Genomic DNA, 18,632 nt, shown 5'->3' with positions numbered 1-18,632 from the left:
CCTAAAAAAAGTTAGCGGGTAAGTTCTGGTTTCCTCTGGGTGACCTGAACGGCCGTTTCCTCGTATTTATCTCTGGTGATCACAACGATACTGATATTCTCGCCAGATGCGGAGTCACGGCGCATCGCGGCCTTGAGGGAACGGGTGGCAAGGTCGACCGCCTCGGTCTCCTTCATATCAGCGTGGTACCGGTCCTCAAGCACGCCGTAGGCCATCGGAGAGCCCGAGCCGGTCGAGACGATGTCGGTCTCCTTCGAGGCGCCGCCCATCGCATCGACCGAGTAAACGCTCGGTCCATTGCGGTCCACGCCGCCGACGAGGAGCTGGACATAATACGGGTAATAGCGGTTCTGCTGCAGGTAGTTGGAGAGCAGGGTCGCCGCAGCACCGACGGAGATCGGTTTGCCATGGCGGACCTTGTACAGGCTGCACTCCACCTGCATGAGGCGGGCGAGCGACTGGGCGTCGCCAACGCCGCCGGCGGTTGTCATACCGATGCGGTCCGCTATCTGGTACACTTTTTTTGCAGTTTTGCTGGCGATAAGAGTTCCCATCGTCGCACGTTTTTCAGTTGCGAGAACGATACCCTCATCGAATACGAGCCCCACTGTCGTGGTGCCTTTCATAATCTCCTGATTAATCTCAGGCATTGAAATACCCCCATTAAAATTACACGCTAAAAATTTTGTAAAAGCGTTATCTGTATTAGAGATATCAATAAATTTAAAGGTTATTGATCCTGGCCCCTGCAGAGCACCCGGATCAACTCGCGGTCAAAGAGCATGGCGATGAGTCTTTTGTCCCCATTGACCACCGGCAGCTGGTCGACACGGGAACGCTTCATGAGAAGGGCACACTCAGAGACACCGGCGTTCTTCGGGACGGTGACGACATTCTTCACCATCGCCGTCCTGACCGGCCGTTCAGGGAGCTGGACCTTGGAGACCCCATAGCTGACCGTGTGCATGTCCCTGATGCTCTCCCAGGTCCATTCGTCGTCGTCGGTCCCGTTGGAGAAATCTGAGACCTCGACCGAATCCTCGATGTGGGAGTTCCTGATCAGGTCGCGCTCAGAGATGATCCCCGATACCACGCCACGCTCGTCCATGATCGGAACGGCCTCGACATCGGAGATCTCCATGATCCGACCGACAAGGGGGAGCGGCGTCTCCTCCCAGAGGGCAAAGGTGCTGCTGAGGTAGTAGTCCCTGATCTCATCCTTGATCCGCAGCTGGGCAATCGCCGCAATGAGGTCGGCCACGCTGAGCAGCCCGACAAGGCTACCGTTGTCGTCGACGACCGGCAGTCTCCGGTAGTTATGCCTGACCATCACCGCCGCTGCATCAGAGAGCGGGGTATCAGGCGTTACCACAACGGGATTCTGTGACATCAGGAGCGCCACCTGCGTCTCCTCGGACTTGCGGAGGAGATCTTTTCGGGTCACCACGCCGACGACCTTGCCCCGTTCTCGTACCGGGATGCCCGAGATACCGGTCCTTTTCAGTATCTTGAGGATATCATCGCGGTTGCTCGGGATCTCAACGGAGACCACATCCTTTGTCATGTAGTCCTGGACGAACATCTCGGTGACGTCAACGGGAATTATCTCACCACCATCGTCGTACAGCTGCTGTTCCGAACAACATGCTCCGAAACGCTGCCAAGGAGGAGGCGATCGATATTGGTCTTCCCACGCGAACCGATCACGATCAGGTCGGCGTGCAGATCTTCGGCAAGGGAGACGATCTCGTTGCCGGCATGTCCGTCCTTGAGGTGCGTGATGAGCGAGACTCCGTCCTGTGCGGCACGTTCCTTGCTCTTCTGGAAGACCTCTTTTCCTTCGCTTTCAAGGAGCGAGTAGATAATTTCCCAGGTGTTGTCCATGGGGATGGAGGAGAACATGCTGGTTTCGACGACGTAGATCACATGGAGTTCAGCATTCCAGATCCGGGCCTCAGACAGAGCAACCTCAAGCGCCTTCAGGCTGATATCTGACCCGTCGATAGCGACGACGATTTTTTTAAACATGGCTACACCTCACAAAACCGGAATCTGCTATTTTATTCAATCTATCAATTTATAACAGTTTGCAGTATGGATCGCTCTCCAACTCGTTTTACCATGGAAGCGACCGGGTCCGGGCTGAACCCAAGACCCGCCCTTTCAGGGTTTATTATGATAAAATTCGCCCGGCTGCCTTTTTTTATCAGGAAAGACCTGCCGGCGAGCGCAGCACCGCCGACAGCAGCGCGCAGGATCTCTTCGGGAGGCATTCGAGTGACGGTTTCGCAGAAAGACATCTCTCTGAGCATATCGGGCTGGACAAACATCACGTTGTCGGTGCCGATGTACCAGGTGCAGCCGCACGCTGCCATCTCTCTGACCGGCGGCCTCCCGGCATCGCAGGTGACGCCGAGGGTCCAGTTGGATCGGATACAGACGGCGATGGGCACGCCGGCATCGGCGATCGCCCTGAGCTGCCCTCTGGTGGCGTGGGTGCAGTGGACGAGGAGGTCGGGGTCATAGCAGAGGGCGGCGTCGATGTCGTCCGGGTCCTTCTCGCCGGCATGGAATGCCACCAGCCTGCCGGCGGCCCTGGCCCGTCTGACCTGCTCCTCGGTGTCAGGGATATCCCGTGCACTGCTGATGCCGATCCCGTCGGCGATAGTCTCGCCCCCTTCTCTGCCGAAGATCAGCGGGAGGATCGGTTCCCCCTGAACCGCTTCGCGGAGTGCCGTAACGCCGTCAGCCCCCCCCTCCCTGAAGTCGGCGAAACCTGCTGTTCCGGTGGCCTGCATACCCCCGATGCTGGAGCGCATCCCCTCGATCAGGCGGGGGCGCGGCGTTGCCGCCAGGATGCGGTGTTTGAGCCCGTGGGGAGGGGTGACCAGGGCCTCAAGGTCCCCGCCGGTGGCGCAGTCCATGGCGACCGTGTCGCCGAGGTGGGTATGGGCATTGAAAAATGCCGGGCAGATCCAGCGATCAGGGGCCGACGAATCCTCTTCGATCGCCGTGATCACGCCGTCCTCGACGATCACCGCCGCCCTGATCGGTTCGAAGTCGTCGCCGGCGAGGACCGATCCCCGGTACACCTGGTCTGGCATATCCACCCGTTGACGCCGATTTTATATATAGTGAATGCGAAAGTTTATGGATATGGCGAAGAAGAGTGGTGGGCGACTCGTTTCGTCCGCGGGTCTCGTGAATTATTATGACAGTGAGGACCGCAGGGCTGTCCACATCAACCCCGTGCATGTGATCGCCATTTCGGTCGCGATTGGCGTGGTCATTTTTCTGTTGAATTCCTTCTACTGAAATCTTTTTTTATCGTCGGCCAGGAGGGGACGAGGAGGACGAAGGCACGCCTTCGAGGCTATGCCGGTCTCCTGCGTGATACAAAAATGAGCGCTTCGCTCCTGTGCGCGGGTAACCATGACACCATTATAAACACCGCTCAGGCGATCATGACGATGGACTGCAATTGAGATGGAGCGAGTGTTTGGGGGACGAACATTGGTCCACCCATATGTCGGTGCCGGGGGGCCTGCCGCCCCCCGATCCCCCTGCCGATTGCGATTCAAGGGGAGATGAGAGCGGTACATTCTGGCTCCTGTACTGCCTTGCGGGTCCAATCGTGTGCGGGGGTCCGGGGGCAGAGCCCCCGGCAGAGCATGCGGAGAAGGCGGGTGATCGGCATGTCAGCACGAATGTGCCACCCGCGTGAAAGGCAAAGAGCCAAAAAAAGGGCGCTGTTGAATCGCACATGAGTCCGGGAGGGGGACTCAAGCATACTCCATGAAATGTTTTTCATGGTAAACCCTCGTGCCGGGTTTGAGGTCTCTCCTGTAATCTCGGTAGTGTTTCAGATCTTCTGTAATTCGTCTGAGCCCTGTCTCCTTGTTTGATCATTCCCCCTCCATCGTCAAATATCTTCTGCCGGTCACCCACTCCTCATTGATGTCCATCAGGATGGATCCTGCCAGCCTGAGGAGTGACTCTTCATTGGGAAAGGCCCCTACAACTTTGGTTCTCCGTTTCAGTTCCTTGTTGACTCTTTCCATCATGTTCGTCGTTCGGATCCGCTTTGCGTGCTCTTTCGGGAACGCCGTGTAACTCATAAGTCCCGGGATGAATCTCTCGATCGTATTGGCCGCTTTCCGATATCCTCGTTCGTTCAGATCATCTGCAAGCTGCTGAAGTCTTTCCTCGTCCCCATATGCCTCCTTCAAGGACTCAGCAACTTCTTTCTGATGTTTCCGTGGAATATTCTTTAAAACCGCCCGGGTGCAATGGACCGAGCACATCTGCCACGATGCGCCGAGGAAGGCGGCTTCCGCCGCCTTCTGGATCCCGGCATGACCATCTGAGACAACCATCTTGACACCCACCAATCCTCGTTCTTTGAGGTCTTCGAACAATCCCGACCAGAACATCTCATTTTCACAATCAGTGATTCTAGCTCCCAGGATTTCCCGGTAGCCATCCATTCGAACACCGGCGATCACCAGAAGAGCTTTGGTGATGTAGCGTGGTCCCTCTCTGACTTTGTAGTACGAAGCATCCACAAAGAGATAGGGAATCTCCTGTTCAATAGGCCTCTGAAGGAATGCATGGACCTGTTCATCGAGGTCCTTTGCTATCCTGGATACTGAAGCAGGAGAGAGTTGTTCGATGCCAAAATGAGCAACAATCTCCTGGATCCGGCGGGTTGAGACTCCCTGAAGGTAGGATTCAAAGATAGCATTCTCAAGAGCCTTCTCAACCCGGGAATAGCGTCCAAATACCTGTGTTTCGAAGGGGAACTCTCGGAATTGTGGTTTCTGGAGGATCGTTTCTCCATATCGGGTTTTTAGAGAGCGCTTCTTGTAGCCGTTTCGGTGAGCCTTCCGCGCATCGGTTCGTTCATACTGCTCGGCTCCCGCCTGGTGGAGGGCTTCGAGCAGCATCACCTGGTTGAGGAACCAGGTGATGAGGGTCTTCATGCCATTCTCATTATCGGAAAGATAATCTTCGATTAACGCTAAGGGATCCATGGCCCTGTTTCTCCTTTCTGCAAATCTAGGTTGGATTCAGGGCCAAATTATTTTTACAGAAGATTCGTTACACTGTCGTAATCTCAGGGAGGAGGTGCGGATCCCCCGCCTTCCCCATACTGCCTGCCGGGGGTTTCACCCCATTGGAGCGGATGGGCCCCGGGAAGAGCGAACAGGGCGTCCGAGGGGAGCGGGCCGTATCCCCACCTATCCTGAGCGGGGGTCCGGAGACAGCAGACCCCCGGTTCAAGCACCCCAGAATAGGATTTAAACAAAGCCAAAAAAAGGGTTATTTTTTGCAGAGCGCCTTTCTGATGATGTCTTCTTCCCTGTTGAAGTGCAGGTTGTCGTGGCCGGTCCACCGGGTGCAGTTTCTGAATACGACGGCCGGAACACCGTTGTTGCTCTCGCCCATGATGAAGTTGGCAAAACCGGCGACCTCATCGACGACCGCTTCCTCGGTGATCTCGAGGACGTGGCCGAAGAGGTCGTGATCGCCCCTGAAGTCGCGGATCGCCGTCATCCCGCTCCACCCGATGGCGACGCCGGTCTGACCCCGCCTGAAGGAGCGCCCGCAGGTATCGGTGATGATCACGCGGACCTCTTTGCCGGTAATCCGTGCGATCTCGTTCTGGAGACCGGCGGCGGCGCCCATCGGATCGGGCGGGAGGAGGATGATCATGCCGTCCTCGATATTGGAGTGGTCGACGCCCGCCCGAACCCCCACATGCCCGGTGACCGTCTCCGAGAGGATGAAAGGGTCCTCGAGGATCACGTCGGTGGTCTCGTCGAGAATGGCCTGCACAAACCTGGGGTCTTCATGGGTTTTTTGTGCGATGCGGACGGCCTCCGCAGAGGCTACGATCTCGTCCTGTTTTCTGATATATCCGTTCGCCTTGGAGTAGACCGATGAGGCAAGACAGAGGATGTCCCCGTCCTCGAAGGTGACTCGCTCGCAGATCATCTCCGTCAGAAGATCACCCGGATGGATGATCGGCAGCCCCTCAACCGGGATTACCTGGATATGCATAAAGGATGATCGGCGTGGCACTGACTAATAGCCATCGGTTCTCGCATGGACGGCAGTAATATCATGGGGGATATCAAAGGGCACCTGCGGGCGGGCAGTGCCCGGTCCGCGGGGGGGAGCGATAATGAGAGGACAGAGCGTCGGGCTCGCGGGAAAAGAGAGACTCGCCAGGAGGAAATACGGGCCCTGCGTTGCAGGGAGGATACGGAGACCTGAAACCGATGAGCCGTGTCTGGAGACAGGGGTCGTCGTCCTGGCCCCGTGCCCTGAGCGGCGCTGGAAATGGCGCTGGCACTGGCAGGGGTAAAAAACAGGGCGACGGACAGGGGCCGGACCACACCGGAGGGTCCACCTGATCCGGACAGGGAAAACCGGGCGAAGAGGGGAAGAGAGAGCGCTCTCTTCGGGTTCTTATTTTTGTGCCGACCATCTTTGCCCGATAGGCAGAGTTTATCTATTAATGCGCATATGAGCAATAATTGCAGGTGGAGGAATTCCTCCTCCTGGATGTGATTGACAATGCCAGGATTTGATGGTACCGGGCCCAGAGGCGCGGGTCCGATGACAGGAAGGGGCTTTGGGCGGTGCAGGCCGGTCCCCCAGACAGATGTACAGCAGGCTGCAGAGACCACGGGCACCGCACCGGTCCAGCAGGAGATCCCGGTCCAGCAGAACACCGTCTACGGTGTCGGGCGGGGCGGCATCCCCAGGGGATGCGGAATGGGTTTCTGCGGTGGCCGCCGGCGCCGATGCTGGTGACCTTCTTTTTTGTATTTTGACCTAAAGACTAATCAGGGATTCCCACAGAGATAAAGTGAGAGGTATATACATGAAGATTGGCGTTGCAAAAGACGGTAACCAGGTTTCACAGCACTTCGGCCAGTGCGAAGGCTATGCGATCTTCGAGATTGCAGACGGAAAGATTGTCGGCCGGAAAGACATCATAAGCCCGGGCCACACGCCGGGTGCGCTCCCGGCCCTGCTTGCCGAACACGGAGCAAGCATCGTCATCGCAGGCGGCATGGGCCCCAAAGCAGTGGATCTCTTCTGTGCACGCGACATCCAGGTCTATCTCGGGGTCAGCGGGAGCATCGAAGGCGCTGTAGAGGCCTACCTCGAGGGCGCACTCGTCAGCGGCGGCAATGTCTGCAGCCACGACGACCATGATTGCAACCACGAACACTGAATCTTTTTTTCTTTCCCGGAGAAAAGAGCAATCTTTTTCAGAGAGCAGCGCGCATCTCCGCATAATGTACCGCGTCATCCGCTGTCCCGGGTGCCAGACCTTCACCTATGTCGATCCCTATCAGCACTGGAAACTCTGCCATATCTGCGGCGAGGTGATCGATGCAAGCCGCGCCCCGGTCTATCTCGAGGTGCTGGACCACAGGGACGCGGACGACCTCATCTGCAGGCTCGAATCTTTTTTGAACGATGTTGGGCGGGAAGACCTGGACGAGGATGAAAAAAGTAAACTCCGCTCAGAATATACCCGGTGGGTCAGAAGCTGGATGACCTGATCTCCTACCAGCGCTTGCCGCATTGCGGGCAGAGGATCGTGACCCGATGCCCGCAGTTGGGGCAGTAAATGCCGCGGCGTTCGGTATACTCAAGGGGTCTGCCGCATTTTTTACAGTAGGCCGGCTCTTCGTAGCCGCACTCATGCCTGATCATCTATTTCAGGTATTGATAGCGCCTGACTAAAAGGCTTCCCTTTCCTCTGTTTGCAATATCTCCGGTAAATGCACTGATGTTTTTCCCGTCCGGGCCGTTTGTCTCGCCTTTTGCCTGGAACGTCGGGATCATCCCATAGGCGCACCCGAGAACGGTGCAGGTTCCCCCGGTCATGTTCCCGCAGGGACGGGTACAGTCCCCGCCGATGGAGAGGGTGCCGCCGTGCATCTCGACCCCGGGCATATCGCCGCAGTTTCCGTGGATGACCACCTCGCCGCCGGCAAGGTGCTCGGCTGCAAAGTCGCCGGTGTTCCCGAAGACCTCGACCCTGCCCCCGGTCATCCCCTTTTTCTCGCCCCGGTATCCTGAGGCGCAGTAATGACCGGCATCGCCGCGGCAGACGACCGTCCCGCCGCAGAGTTCGCGGGCGAACCACCCGGCGGCGTTGCCCATCACCTCGATGGTCCCGGCCTTCATGAAGTTCCCGCAGTGCATCCCGATATCGCCTTCCACGGTGATCCTTCCGCCGTCCATGTACTCCCCGATCCGTTTGAGGCGCGAGGTGTCGCCGCGGAGCACGACCTCCACCTCCTCGACCGTCGCCGCCTCCCCTTCGACGGCGACCTCGAAGACCTCGTCAAGCCGCCGCTCCCGGTTTCCTTCCCAGACAGTGATCTCGGCCCCGTTCATCAGGATAGACGGGACGATCCCTTCGGCCTCGACCGGGATGAACGGGTTTTTTCTCGGGCGCATCGTCAATATGATCCTCATATCGCCGCCTCGGTCTCCATCCTCAGGTTCCTCTTCAGGTACTCGTCCTGCACCGGATAGTTGCTCATCCTCACCGAGTACCAGTGGTTGAACATCTCGACAAACCGCGGGTTTCTGGAGATATCGCGCTCGGGCCTGATCTTCGGATCGACCCAGATGGTCGTGTTCTCCCCGTGGACCAGGATCTCGCCGTCCCGTGACACCGGTCTCCCCCGCTTCACCGTCCACTTCGTCTGTGCAAACCCGTCGATCACCCGCTGGTACTCGGTCGAGGGATCGATATCGTCGACCTTCAGGGGATAGACGGCGATGTCGGCCTCGGCGCCGATCCCGAGGTGCCCTTTCCCGATCCCGGTGATGCCGAGAGCTTTTGCCTGCCCGGCGCGCGTCATCACGGCGATCTCGTTCCAGTCCAGCTCGCGCTCGAGGGCCGGGAGGACGACCTTCGATCCCGTATCTGGATGGACCGTCGCAAACTCGGCGTCCCGGTATTTTTTGCTCATCAGAAGGGCGATGATCTCAGGGTACTTCACGAACGGCGCCCCGTTCGGGTTGTCGGTCGTGAGCATGCACTGCCAGGGGTTCTTGACCAGCAGGGCAAGTTCGAGCCCGATCGCCCACATGATCGAGTTGACCAGGTTCTTGCGCCGGTAGAGCACCGGGATGATCCCTGACCCGGTCTCGAGCTCCACATCGTGGTTGCTCCACTTGTCATGGTGAAGACGATAGAGATTGAACTCCATCGGGCCGTCGGCGGTCATCGTCGTCGTCTTCCCGAACATCACCTGCCCCATGTCGATGACGATCTGGGGGCGGTTGTTCACCGTATCTGCCACCGGTTCGGCCTTCGAGCAGAAGGTCTTCCAGTCCGACCCGCCATAGCTGTGGAACTGGACATGGGTGGCATAGAGGGTCTGCCTTTTCTCGTTGAGGTCAGGGACGAGATTGAGCGTCTCGATGGTGCAGGCATAGTTGCCTGGTTTGCCCAGGTTGTTGCAGTGGAGGTGGACCGAGTGCGGGAGGCGCAGGAGCTCGCAGGAACGGATCATCGTCTCGATGATCTCGGCCGGGGTGACCTCGAAGTAGGGGACTTTGTCCCTGATGCAGGTCACGTCCTTCCCATAGCCCCATGCCTCGGTGCCGCCGGGGTTGGTGAGTTTGATCCCGAACCCCTTTACCGCCGAGAGCGTCCACCCCACGATGGCTGCCGCACGCTCGAGGTCGCCGTCACGGATCGCCTCCATCACTCCCCAGTTCCCGTCGAAGAGGGTGTTCGCCATCACGTCCTGCAGGGGCGTGGCCGAGAACTCCTCGTGGGTGTGCCTGGCCTCGAGGGGCGCCATCGCCCCTTCAAGCAGGGTGGTGTAGCCCATGATGGCGTAGCGGTAGGAGTTTGCATAGGTCGTCGGCACCGAGTAGCCTGAGATGGAATGCTTCACGCCCCGGCGCGCCTCCCTGCCGGCCCGCATGTCCTCAGGGCTCATATAACGCCCGAAATTCACCTTGGTGCCGCATATATGGGTGTGGGAGTCGATCCCTCCGGGGAGGGTGAGACAGCCTGCAGCATCGATCACCTCGGCCCCCTGCCCGACGTCCTCGACGATCCGCCCGTCCCGGACGGCGATGTCCATGATTTCGCCGTTGATCCGGTTGATCGGGTCGATGACGAAAGCGTTTTTGATCAAAAGGTCGCTCATGGGTGTTTTACCTCCTTTATCTGCTCGAAGATCCGGCCGATGACCTCGGTGTCGCTCGGGTAGCCGAGGTCCATGAACTTCTTTACGTGAATGGGCACGCCGTCCATCCGGTAGGCGGTGCCCCCCGCATCGATCCCGTTGACCGCGGTCGGGATCTGGCACCGGCAGAGGGGCGTTGTCACGGTGTGCATCGGGTCGATCAGCACGGTCGGGATTTTAGCAAGGTGCTCCAGACAGGCCTTCGGGAAGTGGGCGCCCGGGTCGGACGCCACGATCAGGCAGGCGTCGCACTCCTTTCTGGCCAGGATATCGACGGCCGTCGTCTCTCCTGGATTGTAGAAGGCGATCTGCCTGGAGAAGTCCACGGCGTACGGGTAGCCGGTCATCCAGGTGAAGACTTCGTTGGAGCCGTGGACGTTGTAGTGGCCCCGCAGGGGCGTCAAGGTCCACTTCGTGTAGCGGTTGAGTTCGTCCACGAGTTCGATGGCGTTCCTGATGTTTTTGTATTTCCCCGGCGCCATCGTGAGCCCGACGCCGAAGAAGAGCGCACCGAACTTTGCCTCTTTGCACATCTCCCCGATACGCACGAGCTGCTCTTTTGTGACGCCCGCGACCGTGTCAGGGACGACGTCGGCCCGGCCCCTGACGATCGCCCGCAGGGCGGCGAAGACCGCATAGTCCCCTCCCGGTTTCACCTTCACGAACTCGTCGGCGATCGAGGTGGTCTCGCTCTTCCTGACGTCGACGACAATGAGTTTTCTGTCTCTGAAAGCGTTTTCGAGGAAGAACCCGTCGGCGTAGGTGGTGTAACGGCTCATATGCCGCGGGTGGGCCTCGGTCGGGTTGCATGCCCAGTAGATGACGAGATCGGCGCGGTTCTTCACCTGCCCGAGGGTGCAGCCCGGGTGGCCCACCTCCTGGATGGCGAGAATCGAGGGGCCGTGGCAGACCGAGGTGGTGGAATCGATCACCCCGCCGAGGAGTTCGGCCATCGAGACGCCGAGCCCCTGCGCCTCGCCCTGCGTGCTCGACCAGCCGTAGAGGAGAGGGCGGTCGGCGTCCAGGAGAACGCCGGCGGCATACTCGATCGCCTCCTCGTAACTGGCGTCCCGCCACCCGCCGCCGTTCCGCATGATCGGATTTTTCAGCCGGTTCTTCCAGGCCCCCATGAGCTTGTGGGTGCCGAGCGTGCAGGCGTTGTCCACCTGCACCACCTCGTTCCCCTCAGTCGTGATCACCAGATCGTCGCAGAGACAGCCGCAGAACGGGCAGATCATATCCCGGTGGATCATCTCTTCTCCTCCTGATATGCGAGGCCGCCGACCGCCTCCATCAGCTGATCGATCGTCGGCACGGGGTCGTCGGTCGGTTCGATCTCGACCTCGACCGATTTGTAGTCTGGCACCCCGGTCCCGTGCGTCTCCTCGCCGATGACCGCATTCGCATACGGCCCGAGCGGCACGAAGACCGTTCCCTGCGGTATATCGTCGCTGGCCGCAACCTGCAGGACGACAACGCCCCCGGGCCCTGCAGCGCGGATCCGCTCGCCCGCCTCGATCTCCAGTTGCATCAGATCCACCGGGTTCATCCGGCAGACAGAGGTCGCCTCGCGGTATTCAGGACCGCTCTTGTGTTCCAGTCCCGCACCCTGCGCCGACGTCCGCCCGGTGTTGAAGAGAAACGTCATTCCTCGACCCCCTGCCGCCCTTCGGCGACGCGGGCGATCTTGATCGCGTCCGTCGGGCAGACGGTCTCGCAGGTCTTGCAGCCGGTGCACTTCTCGTTGTGGAGCACCCAGAGGTTGCCCCGTTCGATGCGCATGATCACCTCGTCGTTCGCCGAGGTCCCGGAGGCGCCGAGCTGCGGGTCGACCTCCTTGTTCACCGGGCAGGCGACGACGCAGTTGCCGCAGCGCACGCAGGTGTCCGGGTTCACAGTCACCTGGTAGCGGACCGAGATGGAGGTGCCGTCCCGGTGTTGCGTCTCCAGCACCCGCCCGGCGTCCAGGACGTCCTCGGGGCATGCCTCGACACAGAGCCCGCACCTGATGCAGTGGCCCGGATAGATCTTCGGCACCCACTTCTCGCCCTCGCGCAGCACCTCGATTGCCCCAGGCGTCGGGCAGATCATCATGCAGGAGAGGCAGCGGGTGCACTCCTTCCCGGTCAGCGCCGGATACCCCCGGAAGTACGGGGGATCGACGAGCGGGGCGGTTTTTGCAAAGAGGAGGGTTTTGATCCATTTCCCCCTGCAAAATTCTTTCAGATACCAGATAACCGACAGACCCATCTCCTTACCTCTCAGTGCATGCCACGCACGGATCCGAACTGATGAAGGTCGCCGTCACGTCGGCGATGGACAGGGCTCCCTTCAGCATATAGTGGGCGCATGCGTCGATGTTCATGATGGAGGGCGTCTGGATGGCGATCTCCTCCACCCTCCCGTAGCGATCGGCCTTTACCACATAGGTGAGTTCGCCCCGCGGCGCTTCGCCCGAGTAGCGGGTCTCGCCCCCCTTGCAGATGCCCCCGCTCCTGACCGGGCCTTCGGGCATCATTGCAAGCGCTTTCCTGATCAGGCCGATGGACTGGAAGAGTTCCCCGAACCTGACCATGATCCTGGCATAGTTATCGCACTCGGTCCTGACGACCGGTTCGAAGCCGAGTTTCCGGTAGGTCGGGTGTTGTGATCTCAGATCGGTTGAGATGCCGCTCGCCCGCGCCGTCGGCCCGACCGCATGCGCCCGCAGGGCGTCTTCCTTCGTGAGCACCCCGACGCCGCGGCTCCGCAGGGCGATCATCGGCCCGTCCTCAAAGATACCCATGTAGCGGGTGATGTTCGCCTCAAGGAGGTCGAGCGTCTCCTGAACGGCAGCGGCGTCCTCGGGCCTGAGGTCGTAGCGGACGCCGCCCGGGATCATATAGGCGGTGTTCACCCGGTTGCCGGTGATCCGCTCGATTAAGTCCATCACGTGCTCACGTTCGTTGAGGAGGTACATCGCAAGCGTCTCGTGCTCGATCGTATAGCAGTACGAGAAGTTCGCGATGAGGTGGCTCTGCATGCGGTCGAGCTCGTTGACGATCACCCGCAGAAAGGCCGCCCGTTCGGCCGGTTCGATCCCGGATATCGCCTCCATCGTCTCGATGAAGACCATGTTGTGGACGACCGAACAGATCCCGCATACCCGTTCGGCAAGGAACATCACCTCCTGCCATGGCCTGCCCCGCATGATCCGCTCGATCCCTTTCTTCATGTAGCCGAGTTCCACCTCGGCGGAAAGCACCTGCTCTCCTTTCGTCGCGCACTTGATCCTGATCGGCTCTTTCCAGCAGGGGTGGACGGGCCCGATCGGCACCGCCACATCGACCGTCTTTTTCATTGTTTTTTCTCCTCGTAGTCCTCGAATACTATCGGTGCAAGCGAGAGGATTGCCCTGATGATCTCGGTCGGCCGCGGCGGACAGCCCGGGACCGAAGCGGCGATCGGGATATGCTTGGAGGCAGGCGGGTTGACATAGCTCCCCTCCCTGTTGAATACGCACCCTGAAATCGGGCAGTTCCCGATGGCGATCGCCACCTTCGGCTCCGGGATCTTTTCCCAGATGTTCTTGAGTTTGTCCTCCCACTGCGGGGTGCAGCACCCGATCACCAGCAGGACATCGGCTTCCCGGGGGTTGTTATGGACGTAGATCCCGTACTGTTCGAGATCATAGCGCGGCGAGAGGCAGGCGAGCACCTCGATATCGCAGCCGTTGCACGAGCCCGTGTCCACGTAGGCCACATGGATCGAGCGTGATCGGACGTTGTTTTTGAGTTTCTGGAGCATCCCTGTCATGGTGCCACTATCTCCTTCAGAACCGCTTTTCCCCCGGCGATTGCTTCTTCAAGCGGCGTCCCCCCCTCGGCGAGCGTCCGGGCCCTTGCATATGCGGCCGCCATCTCTTCTGCGGTGAACACCCCGATGGACCTGACAAACAGGTCGCGCCCGAGGGCGTCGGCCACCTGGTCCTCACCGGTCATGGCGGCAACACCTGCCTCGAAACGTGCGGGCATGTTCTCCATGTCTGACATGTCCAGGCGCTCGATAAGATGGAGACGGAGTTTCTGGATCCGCACACCCAGGCGCAGGGCGATCTCCCTGACCGTCCGGTCCTGTCTGGACCCGGTGAGGATGTTGTACTTCAGCGGACGCAGGTCTTTTTCATAGAGATAGCCGTCGTTCATAGCACACCCCCGGAGGCGAGGAGACCATAGACCAGAAACAGGGCGACACAGCACCAGAGGAGCGCCATCTCGACCGTTTTAAGCCGGTGCTCGTCCGTCGACCAGAGAACGAGCCCGGCGGCCGCAAGGAGGAAGGCCGCCGCGATCGCTCCCGCAGCCGTCGACGGGCGCTGCAGCGCCTGGACAACCATGATGGCGCCATATATGACTGCGCCGCCGGCGATTGCATTGCGTATCATGCTCACAGGAACACCCCCATCAGGAGGACGTATGCCACGATCAGCCCGGCCGCCCCGATCTGGATGGTGACGGTGTCGAAGGGGGAGAGCATCGGGGTGATGGCGCAGATGAGCGAGAGGGAGAGGAGCAGGAGGAGCATCACCACCGCCATCGCAAGGAGGGAGATCGGCCCGATGAAGAGCAGGATGAAGGCGTAGAGGAGGACAAAGGTCTTGAGCCCGAAGGCGACGTCGAGACCGGCCCGCCAGACGCCGAAGTGCTCGGTCATATTCCCGCTCACGATCTCCTTGCTCTCGATGACGGCGAAGGGGCTGTAGTGCATCTTTGCAAGGACCACGATGTAGAGGGCTGCCGCCGCCGGCGGGACCGCGAGCAGGAGCGGCCCGTTCGCCACCTGCCAGGCAAGGATGTCGGAGATCATCAGGGAGTTGGTGACCAGGTAGATGGCGGCGATCGTGGCGAAGAGCGGGATCTCAGAGGCCGCCGACATCACCGACCTGATGGCGCCGAACTTCCCGTACGGCGAGCCCGAAGAGAGGCCGAGACCGTGCTCCACGATCTTGTGGAGCATATAGACGCCGAAGAGGAGGAGAAGGCTCTGCCCGGTGAGGAGCACCACGAGAGCGGTGCTCCAGATACCGATGGCGATGAACACGACGGCGACGAAGAGCGTTCGGCTCGCCGTCCATGGGATCCAGGTCTCCTTGAAGGAGAACTTCAGGACATGGAGGATCTCCTGCCAGATCGGGGGGCCGGGCCGGCCCTGTATCCGTGCGATCGCCTTCCGGTGGATCCCGTGGAGGAGAAGGCCGGCAAAGACTGCGACGATGAGATATTCGATCATGTCAGTACCCTATGAATGGGGTGTCCCCCTCTTTTTCTGCTGCATTCCACCACAGGCCAAGGGCGACAAGGAAGAACGGAAAGGCGACGACGTTCAGCACGATCGCAAGCCATGTCTCCAGGAGGCCGAGCCGCCACGCCGCCGAGGCGGCGACGCAGACCACGCCCGCCGCCACCGTCACCGCACCTGCTGTCTGTTTTTTCATTGTCATCACACCGTCAGGACGATCTCCACCACCCGGAGGAAGAGGAGAAGAGAACTCACATGGATCATCAGCACGTAGGGCGCGCCCGGCGCACGGGTGATCTCGGCTTTTCCGATATAGAACGGCGCCATCCCTTCCCCCATCACCCCGAGGACCAGGAAGATTTTGGCGAGGAGAGGGACCGCAGCCGCACCGGCGAGCGCCCAGATGGAGAGGGTGCCGGTCGATGCGAGGACGATCGCCGCACCGCCGAAGAGGGGGACGGTGGCGACCATCGCCACGATCCCGTACTGGTAGGCGGCCTCCAGGACGTGCCTGTTCTTCACCGCGGCGACGATCCCGATATTCGTGATCCCGATCATCGAGCCAAAGAGGGTGAAGTTGAAGATGTCGCCGGAGACCACCGCCCCGAGGGTGGCGAGCCCGCAGGCGATCGCCATGAACCGCTGGAACCGCAGAAGATCGAGCGGGATCTCCTTGGTGTAATAGGCGTCGCCGCCAAAGACGATGTCCATCGGCCGTTCAGGGAGGCTGACTATCGCGAGCACCGTGAAGAGCAGGGCGAAGGCGAAGAGCGTGCCTGTATAGACGCTGAAGTAGGCGACGATATCGCCGAACTCGACCGCCATCAACTGCGCCCCCTCGATCGGGAGATCAAACATCGCGACCACCTCGCATGGTCCCGACCAGGGCCATCTTCGCCATCACCTTCAGGAGGATCCCGCCGCCGGCAAGCATCACCGCAAAGAGCCAGTACGCAGGGGCGATCATGAAGACGAAGAAGGCGACGATCCAGAGCGCCCAGGCGTAGCCCGAGGCGGTCTCTATGATCTCGAAGGCCTCGTCATGGCCCTTGCAGAAGAACCAGAAGAGGAGACCGCACCCGGCGACGGCGCCCCCGGAGAAGCCCGAGAGCACGATACCGTAGATGACGAGGGCGACCGCCAGAATCGCCGGGGCGCTGTCCATGACCTCGATGTGCATCAGGCGTTCGGGCACTGACCTGAGCCCTTCTTTCACCAGGTAGACCTCGGACAGCGCCATCAGTTCGGAGATTCCGACGACCAGGCCCGGGAGGATGAGCGCCTCGGCAAGGTCGGTGGCGACGAGGGCGATGATCGCCAGGGCGACGATCTCGGCGAGATCGGTGAGGAGCAGGCGGTGGAGGTCGTCGCGTTCGCGCACCAGGGCCACAAAGGCGATCGCCATGGCGACCAGGACGACAGCGAGGACCGTCCCGTACGGGCTCATCCTTCACGCCTCCTGAAGAGGAACGAGGCGATCGCAAATGCTACAAAGAGGATGCTCGTCTCGACGACGGTATCGAGCCCCCGCGTGTTGTAGAGGATCTCGTCGATGATCCCGCCGGGATGGGCAACGATCGTCGTGCCCAGGTGGGACGTGGTATCGGCGAGGAACTGCGAGAGGGGCGTGAGGTACGCCGTCACGTAGCCGAGATAGGGAGAGTTCTCCGGGTACTGTGCGGCAACGCTCGTGTTCCCGAAGGGTTCGCCGCCGCGGTCGTAGGGGTCGAGGGCGCTCGACGGGTCGAGCGTCTTGGGGTAGAGGTTGTCCCCGTGATAGACGATGCCGGGGATGGAGACGAGGCCGATCACGATGCCGACCAGGACGAGCACCGCATAGAGGAGGGAGAGGTTCTCGTAGCCGGCAAGGATCCGCGAGATCCTGCTGATGATCATGGGACCATCCTCCTCTCGACCACCCGCACCATGACAAAGGTGGAGATGGCGGTGACGGCAATAAAGGTAAGCAGGGCAAGTGTCTCGTTGTAGGCGAGCATGATGAGCAAAAGCCCCCAGGCCGGGATTTCGAGGCTGATGATCCGGGAGAGATAGGTCTTTGGCCGCGGGAACGCCGCGGCGAGCGCTCCGATGATCAGCACCAGAAGTCCGAGGATGAGTTCAGACTCCATCGCCGTCCCTCCCGGTGATTGCAAGCACGAATATTGTGGTCATAGGGGCGATCAGGGCGACGGCGACGGCGACGTCGAGATAGCCGCCGGCGACGATGAACGGGAAGACCCCGCCGATCAGGACGCCGAGGCAGATCAGTTTGTTGAACGGGTCGCGGCTCCACGCCGTCGCCGCGGTGCCGAGGATGACGATGGCGGCGAGTACCACCTGCAGAAATTCAATCATTGCCCATCACCGCCGCGCGTGCCGAGGCGATCGCGTTCGCCTCCAGGGTGGAGCCGACGAAATAGGCGGCCGCCGCAAGGATGGAAAGGGGGTGAGAGAGGACGAGGACGATCAGACCGGCGATGGCGAAGTTCATCACGTTGAGGTAGGGGAGCTTCCGGTAGGGGTGGGGCTCGATCACCGTCCTGACGGCGGCGAAGAGGGCGATGAGGCCGCAGACGTACAGGGCGATCAACTCCGCCACCCCCAGATGCGGGTGAGGAGCCGGCTCGCATAGGGGTGAGAGAGCCCCTGTATCGTCAGGATGGCGATGACCATCCCTGCGATGAAGTTTTCGGGAGCGAACCCGAGAACGGCGAAGCCGGTGACCATAATGCTTGCAAGGACGGCGCCGGTCGTCCCGGCATACCCGGGGTCGTGGCAGATCCGGTTGCCGATAAAGACGAGAGCGGCTGCCGCAAGGCCGCCGGGAAGCCCTGCGACATATACGCCGCAGGCGGCGAGGAGCGTGCCGGCAGAGGCATCAGGGGAGGAGACGATATTCCCCATCATGGTGCCGCCGGGAAGGCTGCCGCCGTCCTCCCGGATCTTCCGACCGATCGCCGCCGCCCCTTTTACCCCGCCTTTCTCCGGGAGCCTGAAGACGATATCGACGGTGACGAAGAGGATCCAGCAGAGGGCGGCCGCGATCGGGATCTGAATATAGTCAGCAAGCATCTCCGGTCTCCTGGTTATTCAATGAGGTTCATTTAACTC

The 18,632-nt window shown here is 60.4% G+C and carries 30 protein-coding genes; 5 read left to right on the top strand and 25 right to left on the bottom strand.

Translation table 11 applies throughout. The features are described 5' to 3' along the window. Positions 1-11: 11 nt before the first annotated feature. The 4 genes from psmB to HWN36_RS02375 all read right to left on the bottom strand — a co-directional run bounded on the left by psmB (position 12) and on the right by HWN36_RS02375 (position 3,104). A complete protein-coding gene (gene psmB / locus HWN36_RS02390) occupies positions 12-650 on the bottom strand; it encodes an archaeal proteasome endopeptidase complex subunit beta (RefSeq protein WP_176787898.1) in 639 nt (212 codons plus the stop codon). Between the two features lie 80 nt (positions 651-730). After that, complete coding sequence (locus tag HWN36_RS02385; protein WP_176787896.1) at positions 731-1,582, bottom strand: CBS domain-containing protein; 852 nt, start codon at positions 1,580-1,582, stop codon at positions 731-733. A 20-nt stretch (positions 1,583-1,602) separates the two neighbouring features. Continuing rightward, entirely contained in the window at positions 1,603-2,028 is a 426-nt protein-coding gene (locus tag HWN36_RS02380) for a universal stress protein (protein ID WP_176787891.1), read from the bottom strand. Positions 2,029-2,072: 44 nt separating this feature from the next. Next, the gene (locus HWN36_RS02375) at positions 2,073-3,104 is read right to left on the bottom strand and encodes an amidohydrolase family protein (RefSeq protein ID WP_176787889.1); all 1,032 of its coding nucleotides are present in this window, start codon (positions 3,102-3,104) and stop codon (positions 2,073-2,075) included. 52 nt (positions 3,105-3,156) lie between these two features. Between HWN36_RS02375 and HWN36_RS02370 the strand changes: the two genes are divergently transcribed. After that, positions 3,157-3,315, top strand: a complete 159-nt coding sequence (locus HWN36_RS02370; protein ID WP_174269591.1) for a preprotein translocase subunit Sec61beta — start codon at positions 3,157-3,159, stop codon at positions 3,313-3,315. Between the two features lie 590 nt (positions 3,316-3,905). Here HWN36_RS02370 and HWN36_RS02365 read toward each other — a convergent pair. Both HWN36_RS02365 and HWN36_RS02360 read right to left on the bottom strand, forming a co-directional pair. Then, positions 3,906-5,033, bottom strand: coding sequence for an IS256 family transposase (locus HWN36_RS02365; protein ID WP_176787304.1), 1,128 nt, complete (start codon positions 5,031-5,033; stop codon positions 3,906-3,908). Between the two features lie 289 nt (positions 5,034-5,322). Next, the gene (locus HWN36_RS02360) at positions 5,323-6,063 is read right to left on the bottom strand and encodes a coenzyme F420-0:L-glutamate ligase (RefSeq protein ID WP_176787884.1); all 741 of its coding nucleotides are present in this window, start codon (positions 6,061-6,063) and stop codon (positions 5,323-5,325) included. Between the two features lie 124 nt (positions 6,064-6,187). Here HWN36_RS02360 and HWN36_RS02355 point away from each other — a divergent pair, with 124 nt between their 5' ends. From HWN36_RS02355 to HWN36_RS02340, 4 genes are all read left to right on the top strand, one after another. Then, positions 6,188-6,370 carry a hypothetical protein gene (locus tag HWN36_RS02355; protein WP_176787882.1) on the top strand — a complete coding sequence of 61 codons (183 nt, stop codon included), beginning with the start codon at positions 6,188-6,190 and terminating at the stop codon, positions 6,368-6,370. A 212-nt stretch (positions 6,371-6,582) separates the two neighbouring features. After that, positions 6,583-6,822 carry a DUF5320 domain-containing protein gene (locus HWN36_RS02350; protein WP_176787881.1) on the top strand — a complete coding sequence of 80 codons (240 nt, stop codon included), beginning with the start codon at positions 6,583-6,585 and terminating at the stop codon, positions 6,820-6,822. A 70-nt stretch (positions 6,823-6,892) separates the two neighbouring features. Further along, positions 6,893-7,249: a NifB/NifX family molybdenum-iron cluster-binding protein gene (locus HWN36_RS02345; RefSeq protein ID WP_176787879.1), complete on the top strand. Its 357-nt coding sequence runs from the start codon at positions 6,893-6,895 to the stop codon at positions 7,247-7,249. A 64-nt stretch (positions 7,250-7,313) separates the two neighbouring features. Continuing rightward, positions 7,314-7,583: a DUF1922 domain-containing protein gene (locus HWN36_RS02340; RefSeq protein ID WP_176787877.1), complete on the top strand. Its 270-nt coding sequence runs from the start codon at positions 7,314-7,316 to the stop codon at positions 7,581-7,583. Between the two features lie 4 nt (positions 7,584-7,587). Here the strand turns inward: HWN36_RS02340 and HWN36_RS02335 are convergent, their stop codons facing one another. From HWN36_RS02335 to HWN36_RS02245, 19 genes are read right to left on the bottom strand one after another with little or no spacing between them, the layout of a single operon-like run. Then, positions 7,588-7,737, bottom strand: coding sequence for a DNA helicase PriA (locus HWN36_RS02335; protein ID WP_176787874.1), 150 nt, complete (start codon positions 7,735-7,737; stop codon positions 7,588-7,590). Next, a complete protein-coding gene (locus HWN36_RS02330) occupies positions 7,738-8,508 on the bottom strand; it encodes a formylmethanofuran dehydrogenase subunit C (protein ID WP_176787872.1) in 771 nt (256 codons plus the stop codon). Beyond that, complete coding sequence (locus HWN36_RS02325) at positions 8,505-10,205, bottom strand: formylmethanofuran dehydrogenase subunit A (protein WP_176787870.1); 1,701 nt, start codon at positions 10,203-10,205, stop codon at positions 8,505-8,507. The genes HWN36_RS02330 and HWN36_RS02325 overlap by 4 nt, the downstream gene beginning before the upstream one ends. Next, on the bottom strand, positions 10,202-11,497 hold the full coding sequence (locus HWN36_RS02320; RefSeq protein WP_176787868.1) for a formylmethanofuran dehydrogenase subunit B: 1,296 nt from the start codon (positions 11,495-11,497) through the stop codon (positions 10,202-10,204). Before HWN36_RS02320 ends, HWN36_RS02325 begins: the two co-directional genes overlap by 4 nt. Further along, positions 11,494-11,892 carry a molybdopterin dinucleotide binding domain-containing protein gene (locus HWN36_RS02315; protein ID WP_176787866.1) on the bottom strand — a complete coding sequence of 133 codons (399 nt, stop codon included), beginning with the start codon at positions 11,890-11,892 and terminating at the stop codon, positions 11,494-11,496. The genes HWN36_RS02320 and HWN36_RS02315 overlap by 4 nt, the downstream gene beginning before the upstream one ends. Next, positions 11,889-12,494 carry a 4Fe-4S binding protein gene (locus HWN36_RS02310; protein WP_176787864.1) on the bottom strand — a complete coding sequence of 202 codons (606 nt, stop codon included), beginning with the start codon at positions 12,492-12,494 and terminating at the stop codon, positions 11,889-11,891. The genes HWN36_RS02315 and HWN36_RS02310 overlap by 4 nt, the downstream gene beginning before the upstream one ends. Positions 12,495-12,498: 4 nt before the next feature. Then, complete coding sequence (locus tag HWN36_RS02305) at positions 12,499-13,584, bottom strand: hydrogenase large subunit (RefSeq protein ID WP_176787863.1); 1,086 nt, start codon at positions 13,582-13,584, stop codon at positions 12,499-12,501. Further along, on the bottom strand, positions 13,581-14,039 hold the full coding sequence (locus HWN36_RS02300) for an NADH-quinone oxidoreductase subunit B family protein (protein WP_176787861.1): 459 nt from the start codon (positions 14,037-14,039) through the stop codon (positions 13,581-13,583). Before HWN36_RS02300 ends, HWN36_RS02305 begins: the two co-directional genes overlap by 4 nt. Then, the gene (locus tag HWN36_RS02295) at positions 14,036-14,428 is read right to left on the bottom strand and encodes a DUF1959 domain-containing protein (protein WP_176787859.1); all 393 of its coding nucleotides are present in this window, start codon (positions 14,426-14,428) and stop codon (positions 14,036-14,038) included. The genes HWN36_RS02300 and HWN36_RS02295 overlap by 4 nt, the downstream gene beginning before the upstream one ends. Continuing rightward, entirely contained in the window at positions 14,425-14,667 is a 243-nt protein-coding gene (locus tag HWN36_RS02290) for a hypothetical protein (protein ID WP_176787857.1), read from the bottom strand. The genes HWN36_RS02295 and HWN36_RS02290 overlap by 4 nt, the downstream gene beginning before the upstream one ends. A gap of 2 nt (positions 14,668-14,669) precedes the next feature. After that, the gene (locus HWN36_RS02285; protein WP_176787855.1) at positions 14,670-15,512 is read right to left on the bottom strand and encodes a respiratory chain complex I subunit 1 family protein; all 843 of its coding nucleotides are present in this window, start codon (positions 15,510-15,512) and stop codon (positions 14,670-14,672) included. A 1-nt stretch (position 15,513) separates the two neighbouring features. Next, complete coding sequence (locus HWN36_RS02280) at positions 15,514-15,717, bottom strand: hypothetical protein (protein WP_157203217.1); 204 nt, start codon at positions 15,715-15,717, stop codon at positions 15,514-15,516. A 5-nt stretch (positions 15,718-15,722) separates the two neighbouring features. Continuing rightward, complete coding sequence (locus tag HWN36_RS02275) at positions 15,723-16,379, bottom strand: hypothetical protein (RefSeq protein WP_176787853.1); 657 nt, start codon at positions 16,377-16,379, stop codon at positions 15,723-15,725. Beyond that, positions 16,372-16,968, bottom strand: a complete 597-nt coding sequence (locus HWN36_RS02270; protein WP_176787852.1) for an EhaG family protein — start codon at positions 16,966-16,968, stop codon at positions 16,372-16,374. Before HWN36_RS02270 ends, HWN36_RS02275 begins: the two co-directional genes overlap by 8 nt. After that, positions 16,965-17,417 (bottom strand): DUF2106 family protein, encoded by a 453-nt coding sequence (locus HWN36_RS02265; RefSeq protein ID WP_176787850.1) that lies wholly within the window; start codon positions 17,415-17,417, stop codon positions 16,965-16,967. Before HWN36_RS02265 ends, HWN36_RS02270 begins: the two co-directional genes overlap by 4 nt. Then, a complete protein-coding gene (locus tag HWN36_RS02260) occupies positions 17,414-17,650 on the bottom strand; it encodes a DUF2107 family protein (RefSeq protein WP_004038488.1) in 237 nt (78 codons plus the stop codon). The genes HWN36_RS02265 and HWN36_RS02260 overlap by 4 nt, the downstream gene beginning before the upstream one ends. After that, entirely contained in the window at positions 17,640-17,876 is a 237-nt protein-coding gene (locus HWN36_RS02255) for a DUF2108 domain-containing protein (protein WP_176787848.1), read from the bottom strand. The genes HWN36_RS02260 and HWN36_RS02255 overlap by 11 nt, the downstream gene beginning before the upstream one ends. Next, a complete protein-coding gene (locus tag HWN36_RS02250; protein WP_176787846.1) occupies positions 17,869-18,120 on the bottom strand; it encodes a DUF2109 family protein in 252 nt (83 codons plus the stop codon). Before HWN36_RS02250 ends, HWN36_RS02255 begins: the two co-directional genes overlap by 8 nt. Beyond that, positions 18,108-18,593 carry a hypothetical protein gene (locus tag HWN36_RS02245; protein ID WP_176787844.1) on the bottom strand — a complete coding sequence of 162 codons (486 nt, stop codon included), beginning with the start codon at positions 18,591-18,593 and terminating at the stop codon, positions 18,108-18,110. Before HWN36_RS02245 ends, HWN36_RS02250 begins: the two co-directional genes overlap by 13 nt. Positions 18,594-18,632 lie beyond the last annotated feature (39 nt).

It is taken from the genome of Methanofollis tationis (genome assembly GCF_013377755.1).
Taxonomy (GTDB): domain Archaea; phylum Halobacteriota; class Methanomicrobia; order Methanomicrobiales; family Methanofollaceae; genus Methanofollis; species Methanofollis tationis.
This window is presented reverse-complemented; position numbering and strand designations above follow the sequence as displayed.

Bases quoted from the DNA above. Each gene is read 5' to 3' on its own strand.
- HWN36_RS02280 (WP_157203217.1), bottom strand. From the start codon at position 15,717: ATGAAAAAACAGACAGCAGGTGCGGTGACGGTGGCGGCGGGCGTGGTC.
- HWN36_RS02310 (WP_176787864.1), bottom strand. From the start codon at position 12,494: ATGGGTCTGTCGGTTATCTGGTATCTGAAAGAATTTTGCAGGGGGAAA.
- HWN36_RS02360 (WP_176787884.1), bottom strand. From the start codon at position 6,063: ATGCATATCCAGGTAATCCCGGTTGAGGGGCTGCCGATCATCCATCCG.
- HWN36_RS02255 (WP_176787848.1), bottom strand. From the start codon at position 17,876: ATGATTGAATTTCTGCAGGTGGTACTCGCCGCCATCGTCATCCTCGGC.
- HWN36_RS02370 (WP_174269591.1), top strand. From the start codon at position 3,157: ATGGCGAAGAAGAGTGGTGGGCGACTCGTTTCGTCCGCGGGTCTCGTG.
- HWN36_RS02300 (WP_176787861.1), bottom strand. From the start codon at position 14,039: ATGACAGGGATGCTCCAGAAACTCAAAAACAACGTCCGATCACGCTCG.
- HWN36_RS02285 (WP_176787855.1), bottom strand. From the start codon at position 15,512: ATGATCGAATATCTCATCGTCGCAGTCTTTGCCGGCCTTCTCCTCCAC.
- HWN36_RS02265 (WP_176787850.1), bottom strand. From the start codon at position 17,417: ATGATCATCAGCAGGATCTCGCGGATCCTTGCCGGCTACGAGAACCTC.
- HWN36_RS02330 (WP_176787872.1), bottom strand. From the start codon at position 8,508: ATGAGGATCATATTGACGATGCGCCCGAGAAAAAACCCGTTCATCCCG.
- HWN36_RS02295 (WP_176787859.1), bottom strand. From the start codon at position 14,428: ATGAACGACGGCTATCTCTATGAAAAAGACCTGCGTCCGCTGAAGTAC.
- HWN36_RS02320 (WP_176787868.1), bottom strand. From the start codon at position 11,497: ATGATCCACCGGGATATGATCTGCCCGTTCTGCGGCTGTCTCTGCGAC.
- HWN36_RS02375 (WP_176787889.1), bottom strand. From the start codon at position 3,104: ATGCCAGACCAGGTGTACCGGGGATCGGTCCTCGCCGGCGACGACTTC.
- HWN36_RS02260 (WP_004038488.1), bottom strand. From the start codon at position 17,650: ATGGAGTCTGAACTCATCCTCGGACTTCTGGTGCTGATCATCGGAGCG.
- HWN36_RS02350 (WP_176787881.1), top strand. From the start codon at position 6,583: ATGCCAGGATTTGATGGTACCGGGCCCAGAGGCGCGGGTCCGATGACA.
- HWN36_RS02355 (WP_176787882.1), top strand. From the start codon at position 6,188: ATGAGAGGACAGAGCGTCGGGCTCGCGGGAAAAGAGAGACTCGCCAGG.
- HWN36_RS02245 (WP_176787844.1), bottom strand. From the start codon at position 18,593: ATGCTTGCTGACTATATTCAGATCCCGATCGCGGCCGCCCTCTGCTGG.
- HWN36_RS02315 (WP_176787866.1), bottom strand. From the start codon at position 11,892: ATGACGTTTCTCTTCAACACCGGGCGGACGTCGGCGCAGGGTGCGGGA.
- HWN36_RS02305 (WP_176787863.1), bottom strand. From the start codon at position 13,584: ATGAAAAAGACGGTCGATGTGGCGGTGCCGATCGGGCCCGTCCACCCC.
- psmB (WP_176787898.1), bottom strand. From the start codon at position 650: ATGCCTGAGATTAATCAGGAGATTATGAAAGGCACCACGACAGTGGGG.
- HWN36_RS02325 (WP_176787870.1), bottom strand. From the start codon at position 10,205: ATGAGCGACCTTTTGATCAAAAACGCTTTCGTCATCGACCCGATCAAC.
- HWN36_RS02335 (WP_176787874.1), bottom strand. From the start codon at position 7,737: ATGATCAGGCATGAGTGCGGCTACGAAGAGCCGGCCTACTGTAAAAAA.
- HWN36_RS02380 (WP_176787891.1), bottom strand. From the start codon at position 2,028: ATGTTTAAAAAAATCGTCGTCGCTATCGACGGGTCAGATATCAGCCTG.
- HWN36_RS02365 (WP_176787304.1), bottom strand. From the start codon at position 5,033: ATGGATCCCTTAGCGTTAATCGAAGATTATCTTTCCGATAATGAGAAT.
- HWN36_RS02275 (WP_176787853.1), bottom strand. From the start codon at position 16,379: ATGTTTGATCTCCCGATCGAGGGGGCGCAGTTGATGGCGGTCGAGTTC.
- HWN36_RS02290 (WP_176787857.1), bottom strand. From the start codon at position 14,667: ATGATACGCAATGCAATCGCCGGCGGCGCAGTCATATATGGCGCCATC.
- HWN36_RS02385 (WP_176787896.1), bottom strand. From the start codon at position 1,582: ATGTTCGTCCAGGACTACATGACAAAGGATGTGGTCTCCGTTGAGATC.
- HWN36_RS02340 (WP_176787877.1), top strand. From the start codon at position 7,314: ATGTACCGCGTCATCCGCTGTCCCGGGTGCCAGACCTTCACCTATGTC.
- HWN36_RS02270 (WP_176787852.1), bottom strand. From the start codon at position 16,968: ATGAGCCCGTACGGGACGGTCCTCGCTGTCGTCCTGGTCGCCATGGCG.
- HWN36_RS02345 (WP_176787879.1), top strand. From the start codon at position 6,893: ATGAAGATTGGCGTTGCAAAAGACGGTAACCAGGTTTCACAGCACTTC.